General features: G+C 68.7%; 13 protein-coding genes. 10 read left to right on the top strand and 3 right to left on the bottom strand.

Annotated features, from left to right (window positions below):
* Positions 1–1,095 (bottom strand): DUF222 domain-containing protein (locus H576_RS0113090; RefSeq protein WP_029151298.1); only part of this gene is annotated, 1,095 nt, incomplete at its 3' end.
* 109 nt (positions 1,096–1,204) lie between these two features.
* On the opposite strand from H576_RS0113090, the gene H576_RS0113095 reads away from it, so the two are divergent.
* The 3 genes from H576_RS0113095 (at position 1,205) to H576_RS0113105 (ending at position 3,384) form a co-directional block, all read left to right on the top strand.
* Positions 1,205–1,792, top strand: a complete 588-nt coding sequence (locus tag H576_RS0113095) for an HdeD family acid-resistance protein (RefSeq protein ID WP_051172780.1) — start codon at positions 1,205–1,207, stop codon at positions 1,790–1,792.
* Positions 1,793–1,924: 132 nt separating this feature from the next.
* Positions 1,925–2,782, top strand: a complete 858-nt coding sequence (locus H576_RS15885; RefSeq protein ID WP_051172782.1) for a DUF4097 family beta strand repeat-containing protein — start codon at positions 1,925–1,927, stop codon at positions 2,780–2,782.
* Positions 2,782–3,384: a PadR family transcriptional regulator gene (locus H576_RS0113105; protein ID WP_029151300.1), complete on the top strand. Its 603-nt coding sequence runs from the start codon at positions 2,782–2,784 to the stop codon at positions 3,382–3,384. The genes H576_RS15885 and H576_RS0113105 overlap by 1 nt, the downstream gene beginning before the upstream one ends.
* Positions 3,385–3,538: 154 nt before the next feature.
* Here H576_RS0113105 and H576_RS0113110 read toward each other — a convergent pair whose 3' ends face one another.
* Positions 3,539–4,723 carry a sensor histidine kinase gene (locus H576_RS0113110; protein WP_029151301.1) on the bottom strand — a complete coding sequence of 395 codons (1,185 nt, stop codon included), beginning with the start codon at positions 4,721–4,723 and terminating at the stop codon, positions 3,539–3,541.
* 40 nt (positions 4,724–4,763) lie between these two features.
* On the opposite strand from H576_RS0113110, the gene H576_RS0113115 reads away from it, so the two are divergent.
* The 3 genes from H576_RS0113115 (at position 4,764) to H576_RS0113130 (ending at position 7,695) form a co-directional block, all read left to right on the top strand.
* Positions 4,764–5,411, top strand: coding sequence for a response regulator transcription factor (locus H576_RS0113115; RefSeq protein WP_036321000.1), 648 nt, complete (start codon positions 4,764–4,766; stop codon positions 5,409–5,411).
* Between the two features lie 684 nt (positions 5,412–6,095).
* Positions 6,096–6,311 (top strand): hypothetical protein, encoded by a 216-nt coding sequence (locus H576_RS0113125; protein ID WP_029151303.1) that lies wholly within the window; start codon positions 6,096–6,098, stop codon positions 6,309–6,311.
* 142 nt (positions 6,312–6,453) lie between these two features.
* On the top strand, positions 6,454–7,695 hold the full coding sequence (locus H576_RS0113130) for an MFS transporter (RefSeq protein ID WP_029151304.1): 1,242 nt from the start codon (positions 6,454–6,456) through the stop codon (positions 7,693–7,695).
* A gap of 101 nt (positions 7,696–7,796) precedes the next feature.
* On the opposite strand, the gene H576_RS0113135 is transcribed toward H576_RS0113130, so the two are convergent.
* Complete coding sequence (locus tag H576_RS0113135) at positions 7,797–7,985, bottom strand: DUF3073 domain-containing protein (RefSeq protein ID WP_029151305.1); 189 nt, start codon at positions 7,983–7,985, stop codon at positions 7,797–7,799.
* A gap of 157 nt (positions 7,986–8,142) precedes the next feature.
* Here H576_RS0113135 and H576_RS0113140 point away from each other — a divergent pair, with 157 nt between their 5' ends.
* From H576_RS0113140 to H576_RS15890, 4 genes are all read left to right on the top strand, one after another.
* A complete protein-coding gene (locus H576_RS0113140) occupies positions 8,143–8,679 on the top strand; it encodes a universal stress protein (protein ID WP_029151306.1) in 537 nt (178 codons plus the stop codon).
* Positions 8,669–9,061: a CrcB family protein gene (locus H576_RS0113145; RefSeq protein WP_051172784.1), complete on the top strand. Its 393-nt coding sequence runs from the start codon at positions 8,669–8,671 to the stop codon at positions 9,059–9,061. The genes H576_RS0113140 and H576_RS0113145 overlap by 11 nt, the downstream gene beginning before the upstream one ends.
* Entirely contained in the window at positions 9,058–9,423 is a 366-nt protein-coding gene (locus H576_RS0113150) for a fluoride efflux transporter FluC (RefSeq protein ID WP_029151308.1), read from the top strand. Before H576_RS0113145 ends, H576_RS0113150 begins: the two co-directional genes overlap by 4 nt.
* Positions 9,424–9,533: 110 nt before the next feature.
* Positions 9,534–12,749, top strand: coding sequence for an efflux RND transporter permease subunit (locus H576_RS15890; protein ID WP_051172785.1), 3,216 nt, complete (start codon positions 9,534–9,536; stop codon positions 12,747–12,749).
* Positions 12,750–12,776 lie beyond the last annotated feature (27 nt).

Raw genomic sequence — 12,776 nt, forward strand, 5'->3', positions numbered from 1 at the left:
CAGCGCGCGCACCTGTCCCGTGGTCGGCCGGTAGTGGTCGGTCTGGACGATGTCGCCCGTGTCGGGGCGGACGAACAATCTCTCCCACCCGGGGGAGTCGCCCGCGAGGATCCGTGCCTGTGCGGGGGAGATCACCGATCCCGCCCCGATCCAGGCGGGTGGGCCGTCGTCGCGCCCGGCGAGGACGTCGGCGGGGATCGTGACCTGCACCGTCGCTCGGATCTCGCCGAGCGTCGCCGTGGACCCGGCCTGGTGGAGGCGGTGCCCCGTGGGTGCGGCCGAGAGGAGCAGGTCGGTGAGGATGTCGGCGCGCAGCTGCGGGAGCGTCCGCTCATCCGACAGCACCGCATCGGCGCTCGGGGCGGAAGCTGCGGGAGCGGGAGCTCCCGATCCCTGCGCCTCGTCCCGCGCCCGCGCGTACGCCCGCCGGTCGCGCTTCACGGCGCGCCCCATCCCGGTCACCCGGTCGTAGACCGCGTGCACCTCGAGCGTCGTCGAGCGGAGGGTGAGCTCGCTCATGCCGTTCTGCATGTCGTAGACCCACACGCCGCGCCCCTCGCGGGCCTTCTCGTGCTTCTCGCGCGCCGACATCGGCTGCGCCTTCTCGACGAGCACGCTCAGCGCCGACCGCAGCCTGTGCGGGGTCTCGCCCTCGGCGATGTCGACGGCGTGGTCGTCGAACGCCGACAGCGCGCCGGGATCCTGGAGGAGGGGGATGCCCGCGTCGACGATCGCGTCGACGTGCTCCTGGGAGATCCGCCCGCCGGCGAGCGCGTCGAACGCCCGAGGGAAGCCGGACACGAGGATCCGCGAGTTCTCGAGGGAGTTCCGTGCGACCCGCGGCGACACCTGCGTGAGCGCCGCGACCTCGGCCGCCATCGCGCGCCTGGGGAAGTCGTGGTGCCCGCCGCTGTCGCTGCGCCGCGACTGCGCGTGAGCGATCTCGCCCAGCTCGGCGAGGGCCTGAGCCTGCAGTGCCTGCTCGGCGCGCTCCGCGGCCTTCGACGCCTCGAGCACGCGCAGCAGCTCGGCTGTGCGCGCCGCCTCTTCGGCGGTCGGGGCGACCGCATAGGGGCTCGAGGGTCTCGATGTCATGCCCCCATCATATAGAACAAAGATACTAATTACAACCCCTCGACGGCGAGAACATATCTCCGAGGAATATCGTTCGCGCGGTCCGACCGATGCCGCTAACGTTGACCCCATGAGCACTCCCCTCGAAACCCCCGAAGTCCGGCCGGTCGGCCTGCGCCAGAGCCTGCGCACGCCCGTCCTCGTCGCCGGCATCGTCTCGGCGCTGTTCGGCCTCGTGATCCTCATCTGGCCCGTGAAGTCGGCGCTCGCGATGACGATCGTCGTGGCGATCTACGCGATCGTCGCGGGCGTCCTGAACCTCGCGTCCGGCATCTTCACGCGGGGGATGAAGGGCACGAGCCGCGCCGCGATCATCATCCTCGGAGTGCTGCTCGTCATCGCCGGCATCGTGGCGTTCGCGAACCTCGGCGAGTCGACGCTCATGCTCGCCGTCATCGTGACGACCTTCGTCGGCATCGCCTGGATCGTCGAGGGCGTCTTCACGCTCACGACGCTCGGCGCCGTCGACGAGATCTACCCCGGCGCGACGAAGGGCCACAAGGCGTGGACCATCATCTCCGCCGTCATCAGCATCGTCGCCGGCATCCTCGTGGTGCTGTCGCCCGTGTTCACCGCCCTGTGGCTGTGGATCTTCCTCGGCGTCATGGGGATCATCTTCGGCATCTTCTCGATCGTCCGCGCCGCGTCGCTCGAGTGATCTGATCCCCCTCCCGAAGCGCCCGTCTCGTCCGCGAGGCGGGCGTTTTCGCATCCCCGCTTGCCAAACGCGATACATCGTGTTTAACTCGTCCCAATCGAGATATAGCTCGAATGACAGAAGGGGCGGGACATGGCGAACGAGAAGTGGATCATCCACCCGGGGGAGACCCGGGTCATCGATCTGGCCGACATCGAGTTCCTGAAGGCGGGCCTCGCCGCCGGGCAGATCGACGTCATCGGCCACGACGAAGATCACGTGCGCGTCGAGGTGCACAGCGTCGCCGTCAAGGAGTTGCGCATCGAGGTGACGGGCGGACAGCTCGAGATCGATCACCCGCAGGTGCGCTGGGACAACTTCCTCACGGCGTTCAAGAACTTCGGATCCTCGGGGCCGCGCGCCGAGATCAGCGTCGCGGTTCCTCGCGGGGTGCGGCTCGAGCTCGGCGTCGTCTCGGCGGGTGCGCTCGTCGCGGGCCTCGCGGCCTCCGCCGTGATCAACACCGTCTCGGGCGACGTCCTCGTCGACGGGCTCACGGGCGACCTCAACACCCACGCGGTGTCCGGAGACATCCAGGTGCGCGGGCTCGCGGGATCCTTCTCGGCCGACGCCGTCTCGAGCGACGTCGCCGCCGAGGGCGCGATCACGAAGGCCGACGTCAACACCGTGTCGGGCGCCGTGTCGATCGACGCGACCGGGCCCATCGGCCGCGTCGACGTCAACACCGTCTCGGGTGCATCGACCCTCCGCCTCGACGAGGGCTACGCCGCGAACTACACGACCCACACGATCAGCGGCCGCACCTCGGTCGACGGCGTCTCGCGCTCGAAGAACTTCGACGGCCACACGGGCGAGCTCGCCGGTGTCTTCGCCGACGTGCGCGTCAACTCCGTCTCGGGCGACGTCATGGTGCTGCGCCGCGGATCCGTCGACACCGGCGTCGACGACGACGTCGAATGGCCGGGTGCGTCGACGGGAGACGAGCGATGATGGCCGCGGTCTTCAACCACGGCGACCTGCGCCTCTATCTCCTCAGCCTGCTCGCCGACAAGCCGCTGCACGGCTACGGCATCATCCAGGCGCTGAGCGAGCGCACGGGCGGCACCTACACGCCGAGCGCCGGCACGATCTACCCGCGCCTCGCGAAGCTCGAGGACGAGGGGCTCGTGACCAAGACGCAGGACGGCCGCACGACGGTGTACGAGATCACCGACGCCGGCCGCGCCGAGGTCGAGCGCCGCGCGGACGAGATCGCGGGGATCCAGGAGGGCCTCGGCGACTCGGTCCGCACGATCGCCGACGGGGTGCGCCGCGACGTGCAGGACGCGATGAAGTCGCTGCGCGCCGACCTCGCGGCCGCGGCCGCGCAGCCCGTCGCCGACGAGCCCGAGCCCGAGAGGGACGCCAGGGCCGCCGCGCGCGCCCAGCTGCAGCGGACCGAGGCGAAGCTGCAGCAGTTCCGATCCACCGTCCGCGCCGATCTGCGCACGCACATCGCGCGCGGCGGATCCCTCCCGCCCGAGCTCGTCGACGCCGTCGGGCGCGACCTCGACGCGATCGTCACACGCCTCCGCGACGCCCTGTCGCGGTGACGACTGGGGGTGCGGATCCTGCGGGGGCACGATCCGCGCCTTCACCTCGCCCCGGTGGTGGACGGGACCAGCCTTGTAGTAGGTCAGGCTGGGGGGGTGACCGCAAGCAGTCAATCGCCGCTCGGTGAGTGAATATCGAGAGCCCGAAGGGTCTTCATATCTGATGCGACGTCTTGATAGCTGACACGCTCCGCTCCGGTATCTGGGCGCTGACCGACCAGTGTGTTGCGTCGTGTGTGACGACAAGCGAGCCGCCCACGGTTTCAAGTCGATCACGTAGGCGCGCCAACCCGCGCTCGCCTGGAGTGGGCTCGGCGAGGTCCGAGATCGTGTTTGTGACTTCGACCACGTAGCCGTTGCCGTCGGATCGGAGCGATATCTGCACCCGAGCGTCTGATGCGGCGTGCTTGATCGTGTTCGTGACGGCCTCCTGCGCAGCATGCATGATGTGCTCGGAAGCCAGCGCGCTGATCAGATCGGCGTCGATGTCAATTACGACCTCGGTGGGCCGCCCCGATGCGCGCAGATCGGATCCCAGGGATCGCAGCAGCGATGAGAGGTCAGAGGTGCTGAGAGTCTCTTTGGGAACCCTGTCATGGCCGAGGAGCCCCAACAGGCGTCGCACATCGGCCAGCGCTCGCTGCGTGGACCGCTCTATGCCTGCAACAGCGAAGAGTCCATCGGACGAGAGAGTGGGATCCTCCTTTGCGACCCGGGCCAGCGAAAGAGCGAGGGTCAGATCGTGAGCCACCACATCGTGGAGTTCGTCGATGAGCCGCAACCGCTCTGCTGCCGCCGCGTGCGCCGCGCGTTCCTCGGCTTCGCGCGTGCGCCGATCGGCGTGCCCGAGTCGGAGGCGAACAGTAACACCGATGAGGGAACCGGCCAACGTGACGAAGATCAGGACGACGCCGTTCACATCGTGCTGAATGGACGGTGCAGCGAACACGGTGGTTATCGCATATGCGCAGGCCGCCAAGGAGGAAACGCTGACGATGGCCCCGGCGGTCATCGTGACGATCGCCATAGAGAGAGCGAGCGCCACAGGCGGTGAAGCAGATGGGGCGGTGGCCTGAGCCCACACGACCAGGAGCGACAGCGTGAGCGCCGCAAGGTTGGGTGCTTCCGCGAACCAGAGAAGCGCGATGAAAAGCGCGCCGTCGATCAGCCCGAACGAGGCCTGAGCTGAGTCGGACCCCACCCGGACGACGCCGATGCAGACCACGATGCAGATGACTATGGCGAAGTAAGCCCACCGAAATCGAGCCGCGAGAGGCTGGGGGCGCCAGAGCTGACGCGCCGTCGCGGAGACGTTGGACGACGGCCTCGTGCTCTTCATCCGCTCAACGGTATCCAACGTGCAGCGATATGCTCGGGGCGTGGAACGGGTCTCAGTCGTCATCGTCGATGACGAGGAGCTGTTCCGATTCGCCATTCGCACTGCTATCGCTCGGGAGCCGAGACTGCAGTTGGTCGGAGAGGCAGCGGACGGCGAAGACGCCGTCCGCGCCTGTGAGCTGACACATCCTGACGTCGTTCTCATGGACATCAATTTGCCCACGATCCAAGGGGTAGAGGCCACCCGACGGATCTGCACCTCAGCGCCGGAGACGGCAGTCCTTGCGCTCACGACGTTGTCGACGGATCGCCACGCGATGGCGATGCTCGACGCTGGCGCTCGTGGCCTCCTCGTCAAGGACACGGCCCCCGCAGACCTTGTCCGAGCGATTATCACTGTGGCGGAGGGCAGATCGGTACTGTCCGAATCTGTAATGAGCGAAGACCTGAACGCGTTCATTGAGCAGGGCTCTGAAAGAGCTCGACTTCCACACCTGAGCGACACGGAGCGTGCGGTGCTTCAATCTGTTGCGAGCGGCAGATCCATCGAGCAAGCGGCCGGCGACCTTCACTTTGCGACCTCGACCGTTCGGAACACCCTCAGTAGCGTCAACCGCAAGCTGGGCACACGCGACCGCCTCGAGGCAGTGCTCGAGGCGGCGCGCTTGGGCATCATCGTGTTGAGTTGAATGCGGAAGACGACCGGCGCCGTGCCGGGCGGTCAAACGCCTCCCGGACCACGGACCTTCAGAGAGTGAAGTAGTCCTGAGGCATGACGCCGGCGTTCGAGACGTGAAGGTCGAACACTCCGCTGATCGCCACTTGAGAGACCGACCACTGGCGGTTCCGGACGCGATGGCAGGGTTGCCGTTCGCCTTGACGATGGAGACTGACGCGTTGTTCTGGTAGCCGATCCCCGCTCCGGCTGCGCCCCAGACCTCGGTGATCTCACCCGCGCCCTGAATGCCGGGCATGTAGCGGGCGTTGAAGAGATAGCTCATGGATCCGGTCACGATGTTCCACGTGACCCGGCAGTTGGATCTCACCTGCCACGAGCCCGAGGTAGATGACGTGCAGCCCGTCGGCAGCGGCGCACGCTCGGGGCCGCTGACACGGTCCGCGGTGCTCCCGGCCGGTTCCTCGACAGCTGCCTCTACGTAAGAGCCGTCTTCGAAGATCGACACATAGGTTGTCGACGACGCCTCGTGATTTTCGTAGGTGGTGATGGGATCAGCGCGATCGCGGCGATTCCAGCAAGACTTGCGCGTTTGAGCATGTTCACTCCTGGGTTGTGGCGGTTGGGACGCTCAATGTGTATTCCGAACGGGCTTCGGCGGGCAATCCTGCGGGCCGGGAAAAGTACATACGTACCGATGGCAGTCGATGCCTTCGCCAAGCAGGTCAGCTCTGCCAGCATCGAGTGCATGATGGGAACTTTTCAGCTGATCATGGTCGCGCTGCTGATCATCGCGCTTGTCGTGATCGTCGTACTCTCCTTCTGGCTGTTTCGGGTGCTCGACGCATGGAAGAAGCGAAACCTCGCAGAGGCCGAGCGCCGCTCCCGGCCCTCCGATGAACATGACGGGTAGCTTCGCAAGCCCGCTCATTATCGAGATTCTGCAGATGCACCGGCTCTCGCCCGAAACTCGCTGAATCACCAGAGCTCCGGCGCATCGTCAGCGGCTCGGCGACACAGGGGTGCGCAGGTGTCCCCGGTAGCCTGGGGAGGTCATGCCGAAATCCTCATCGCTCCGCGTCGCCGTGTGGGCGGTGGGCTGCTTCGCCTATCTCGCCGCGATCATGTCGCGCACCTCGCTGTCGGCGACCGGCGCCATCGCGAGCGATCGCTTCGACCTCACGAGCAGCGACCTCGCCCTCTTCGGCATGCTGCAGCTCCTCGTGTACGCGGGGGCGCAGATCCCCGTCGGCATGCTCATCGACCGCCTCGGCGCGCGCGCCGTGCTGCTCACGGGCGTCGGGATCATCGCGGTCACGCAGCTCGTCATCGGCTTCGGCGACTCGTTCGGCGTGCTGCTCGTCGCCCGTGCGTTCGCGGGCCTCGGCGACGCCATGGTCTTCCCGGCGGCCGTGCGGCTCACGGCCGTCTCGCTGTCGCAGCGATGGATCACGACCGGCACGCAGATGATCGGCGTGATCGGCAACTTCGGCATGGTCGTCACGGCGACGCCGCTCGTCTGGCTCGTCGGAGCCACGAGCTGGCCCGTCGCGTACCTCTGGACGGCCGCATTCTCGGGGGTCGCGCTCCTCGCGGCCGCGGTGATCCTCGTGGCGGCGGGGCCGGATCCGACCCGCACAGCGGGCGGCGAGAGCCTCTTGTCGGTGCTGCGCGGCACGGGCGAGGCGCTCGCCCACCCCGGAACCTGGTACGGCTGGGTGACCCACCTCTCGGGCGCGTCGATGACGGCGTTCGTCGTCACCTGGGGAGCGCTCTTCCTCCAGCACGGCGCGGGCGTGTCGACCGGGGGCACGGGCCTCTTCCTCTCGGCGATCCCCATCGTCGGCATCATCGCGGGCCCCGCCGTCGGGCGCATGACGGCCGACAGCCCCACGGCCCGCGTGTGGATCGTCGGCGGATCCTTCGCCCTGCAGATCCTCGCCTGGGTCTTCGCGCTCGTCTGGCCGAGCCCCGTCCCCGTCGTCCCGCTGACGATCCTCGCGATCGCGCTCGCCCTCGCGGGGCCCGCCTCGCTCTCGGCGTTCGACGTTGCGCGCGAGAACGTGCCGCCGCGGCTCGCGGCGCGCGCGAACGGCGTCGTCAACACGGGCGGCTTCTCGGGCGCGCTCGTGATCATCTGGGCGACGGGCGCCGTGCTGACGGCTCAGGGCGCCGTGACGCCCGACGACTACACGATGCCGATGTTCGCCGTCGCGTTCGTCCCGATGCTCGTGCTGCTCGCGCTGGGCCTCGCGGCGTTCCTGTGGCTGCACCGGCGAATGAGCCGGCGCGACTGAGGAGCCGCGCCCGCGCGCGGGGGCGCCGACGGCGGTCGACACACGAAGAGGCGCCGCAGGTCGGGGGACCCGCGGCGCCTCTTCCGTGCGAAGCGATGTCGTCACACGCGTGGGGACGACTCGTCCTTCTCTTCGTCGTCGTACATGTCGGCCCAACGGTCGACATATGCGTCTTCGTCGCTCGGATGCGTCAGCTCGCGCTCCAGCGCCGCATAGTCCACGGTGGGACTGAACGACTTGAGCTCTCGAGCGAGCTTGGTGTGCTTCGCCTTCTGACGGCCACGCCCCATATCGCGTCGACCCCCTTCAACGTAATTCTGCTGATGACCTCGTGATCCGTCGCAGATGCATGCTTCCACGGAGCCCGGAAACCAGCCGGGAAAGAGTAGGATCCAGGGTACCACGGGGCCGGATCGACGAGCTCCGCAGGCATGAAGCGAGGGCACCATGACCGAGGTACGCAGCACACCCGAACTCCCCGACGAAGCCACGCGCGGAGGCGTCATCGCGGCGGTCATCCCCGACCAGTCGCCGCGCGTCCTGAACGAGGCCGCGCGCTACGCGAAGCTCCTCGGAGCGCCGCTCGTGATCGTGAACGTCGACGTCACGCGGTTCATCTCGTACGAGGATCCCGACGGCGTTCCGCACACCGCCCCGATCGACATCAACGTCGACGCGGGCGTCGAGGAGCTCAGCGCCGTGAAGGCCGAGGCCGAGGCCGCGTTCGCGGGCTCCGACGTGACGTGGGTCGCGACGCAGCTCGTCGGCGACCCGGCGCTCGCCGTGAAGCACTACGCCGAGAAGATCGACGCGCAGCTCATCGTGCTCGGAACCCGCAAGCGCGGCTTCGGCGAGTCGCTCCGCGAGTTCTTCACGGGATCCGTCGCGGCGCGCCTGTCGCACCGCCAGCACCGGCCGATCCTCGTCGTGCCGATCGACGAGCCGGTCTCCGACGACGTGAAGGATCCGTGGGGTGAGGAGTGACGCGCCGCGCGTCGACTGGATCCAGCTCCCCCTCGTCGTCGCGGGCGGCGCCGTCGGCGCGCTCCTGCGCTATTTGATCGCGCCGACGTCCGCGCAGTTTGCCTGGCTCATCGGGATCAACGTCGTGGGCTCGATCGCGCTCGGCGTCGTCTTCGGCGTGCTCAGCGACCGGCACCCGCGCCTGCGCATGCTGCTCGGCACGGGGCTCCTCGGCGGGTTCACCTCCTACAGCTCGTTCGCGGTGGTCCTCGCGGCGCACGCCGTGGCGGATCCCGGGGCGGCCTGGCTCGTGCTCGTGGGCGCCGCCCTCGTCGTCGCCGGCTCGGCGGCCTGCGCGCTCGCGGGCCTCGCACTCGGCGAGCGGGCGGTGAGGCGCGCGTGACCCCGGCGCTCGCGGTCCTCGTCGCAGTCGGCGGGGGAGTCGGGGCCGGGCTGCGCTGGCTCCTCGACGCCGCGCTGCTCGCCGCGTGGAAGCGCCGCGGATTCCCCTGGCCGATCCTCGTCATCAACGTGACCGGGTCCTTCATCCTCGCCCTCCTCGTGCCGTGGAGCGGCGAGCCGTGGGGCGTCGTGCTCGGCGCCGGCGTCATCGGCGGCTACACGACCTACAGCACCGTGTCGGTCGACACCGCCGCGATGTGGCGCTCGGGCCGGCGCCGGCAGGCGGCGGCGAACGTCTTCGGCACGCTCGTCCTCTCGGCCGCCGCTGCGGCGGGAGGGATCGCGCTCGCCGGGGCGATATGAACGGCCTGGGAACGATCGTCTCGATGAAGAACTGACGGATCCCCTATGGAAGACTCGGGAGCGTCGATGCAGAACCGTATCGGAACGATCGCGACCGCGAGGATCCCCGAGTGTCGAATCTCTCTGTCTTCAGTCTCCGCAACAGGGCCCTCATCGCGCTCATCACGATCTGCGCGGCGATCTTCGGCGGCATCTCGCTGACGAGCCTCAAGCAGGAGCTCATCCCGCCGATCGAGCTCCCCGCGCTCGTCGTCATGACGACCTACCCGGGCGCGTCGCCCGACGTCGTCGAGGAGGACGTCTCGACGCCGATCGAGCAGGCCGTGAAGTCGGTCGACGGCATCGACTCGTCGAGCGCGACGAGCACGACGAACGCCTCGATCGTGCAGATCATGTTCGACTACGGCACGAACCTGCAGACGGCGCGGCAGGACGTGCAGACCGCGATCAGCCAGATCTCGAGCACGCTTCCCGACGACCTCGACCCGCAGGTGCTCTCGATCTCGCTCGACGACCTGCCCGTGCTGCAGATCGCGGCGTCGGGCTTCGACGATCCCGACCGCGCTCAGCAGCAGCTGACCGACATCGCGATCCCCGAGATCGAGGACGTCGACGGCGTCGGCACGGCGGGGCTCGTGGGCGCCGTCGGACAGCGGATCACGATCACGCCCGACGCCGCCGAGCTCGCGGCGAACGGGCTGACGCAGCAGGCGATCACCGACGCGCTGCAGCAGAACGGCACGCTCTTCCCCGGCGGCGAGGTCACCGAGGACGGCGAGACCCTCACGGTGCAGACGGGCGACAAGCTCTCGTCGGTCGACGACATCGAGGCCCTGCCGCTCGTCGGGACCGCGACGACGGATCCCACGACGGGTGCGGTCGTGCAGCCGCCCCAGGTCACGATCGGCGACGTCGCCGCCGTCGCGCTCGTCGACGACCCCGTGACGTCGATCTCGCGCGTCAACGGCGAGGACGCGATCTCGATCTCGGTTACGAAGCTCCCCGACGGCAACACCGTCGAGGTGTCGGACGCCGTCCAGGCGGCCCTCGACGACATCGCCGAGCAGATCCCCGGGGTCGAGTTCACGATCGTGTTCGACCAGGCGCCGTTCATCACGCAGTCGATCGAGTCGCTCGCGGTCGAGGGCGTACTCGGCCTCGTGTTCGCGGTCGTCGTGATCCTCATCTTCCTGTTCTCGATCCGATCGACGCTCGTGACGGCGATCTCGATCCCGACGAGCGTGCTCATCACCTTCGCGAGCATGAACGCGTTCGGCTACTCGCTGAACATGCTGACGCTCGGCGCGCTCACGATCTCGATCGGCCGCGTCGTCGACGACTCGATCGTCGTCATCGAGAACATCAAGCGCCACTACGTCGAGGGCGCCGATCGGGGCGACGCGATCCGGCTCGCGGTGCGCGAGGTCGCGGGCGCCGTCACCGCGTCGACCGTCACGACCGTCGCCGTGTTCCTGCCGATCATGTTCGTCGGCGACATGGTCGGCGAGCTGTTCCGGCCCTTCGCCATGACCGTCACGATCGCGATGGCCGCCTCGCTCCTCGTCGCGTTGACGATCGTGCCGGTTCTCGCCTACTGGTTCATGAAGCCGGGCAAGCCGCTCCTCGACGAGAGCGGGCGCCGGGTGGATCCCGAGGCCCCGGACGCGCCGGAGTCGCGCCTGCAGAAGGCGTACCAGCCGATCCTGTCGTGGACGCTGCGCCACTCGTGGGTCACGCTCGTGCTCGCCGTCGTGGTCCTCGCGGGCACCGTCGCGCTCGCGCCGCTCATGAAGGTCAACTTCCTGGGCGACTCGGGCCAGAACTCGATCTCGCTGACGCAGACCGCGGCCGAGGGCGCGAGCCTCGAGACGATGTCCGACGACGCCGCCGAGGTCGAGGACGCGCTGCAGGGCGTCGACGGCGTCGAGGCCGTGCAGACGTCGATCGGATCCACGGGATCGCCGATCATGGACGCGACGAGCGGCGGCGGCGACATCACCTACTCGATCATGACAGACGCCGATGCCGACCAGGAGCAGGTGCAGTCGGACGTCACGAAGGTCATGGACGACGTCGTCGGCGACGGGAACTTCGAGCTCGCGACCGAGCAGTTCGCGGGCGGATCCGACGTCACCGTCCAGGTCTCGGCGGCGAGCGACTCGGATCTCCAGACCGCGACCGACGCCGTCGTCTCGGAGCTCGACGGGCGCGACGGCATCGGCACGCCGTCGACGAACCTCGAGGCCTCGCAGCCGTACATCGCGGTCGACGTCGACCGGGCGGCCGCGGCCGAGCTCGGCCTCACGGAGGCGGCCGTCGGCGGCATCGTCAACGGGGCGATGCAGCCGCAGCAGGTGTCGTCGATCGAGATCGACGGATCCTCCTACACGGTCTACATCGACAGCGAGGATCCGCCCACCACGGTCGACGAGCTGCGCGACCTGCAGATCCCGACCGCCTCGGGCGTCGTCGCGCTGTCCGACATCGCGACGGTCGACCAGGCGACGAGCCCCGCTTCGATCAACTCGGCCGATGGGCGCCGCACCGCGACGATCACGATCCCGCAGGAGGGCGACGACCTCGGCGTCGCGACCGCCTCGGTCACCGCGGCGCTGGACGCCGCCGAGCTCCCGGACGGCGCGCGCGCCGAGATCGGCGGCGTCGCGACGCAGCAGGCCGACGCGTTCTCGCAGCTCGGCCTCGCGATGCTCGCGGCGATCCTCATCATCTACATCGTGATGGTCGCGACCTTCAAGTCGCTGCGCCAGCCGCTGCTGCTCCTCGTGTCGGTGCCGTTCGCGGCGACGGGCGCGATCATCCTGCAGGTCGTCTCGGGCGTCCCGCTCGGCGTCGCGTCGCTGATCGGCGTCCTGATGCTCATCGGCATCGTCGTGACGAACGCGATCGTGCTCGTCGACCTCATCAACCAGTACCGCGCGCGGCACGGGCTGTCGGCGCACGACGCGACCATCGCGGGCGCCTCGATGCGTCTGCGCCCGATCCTCATGACGGCGCTCGCGACGATCTTCGCGCTCACGCCCATGGCGCTCGGCATCACGGGCCACGGCGGGTTCATCTCGCAGCCGCTCGCGATCGTCGTGATCGGCGGCCTCGTGTCGTCGACCGTCCTGACGCTCATTGTGCTGCCGACGCTCTACAACCTCGTCGAGGGCGTGAAGGAACGGCGCCGCGCCAAGCGCACGGGCCGCCTCCGCGAGGCCGACGTGCGGGCGCAGGGCCCGGGGATCCGCCCCGACATCATGCGCCCGACCGACCCCGAGGCCGCCGGAGAGGCGCGCCTGCGCCGGGACCGACGCGACGACTGACGCGGCGCGAGCGGACCGATCGGCGAG

The sequence above is a fragment of the Microbacterium indicum DSM 19969 genome (genome assembly GCF_000422385.1).
GTDB classification, from domain to species: Bacteria; Actinomycetota; Actinomycetes; order Actinomycetales; family Microbacteriaceae; genus Microbacterium; species Microbacterium indicum.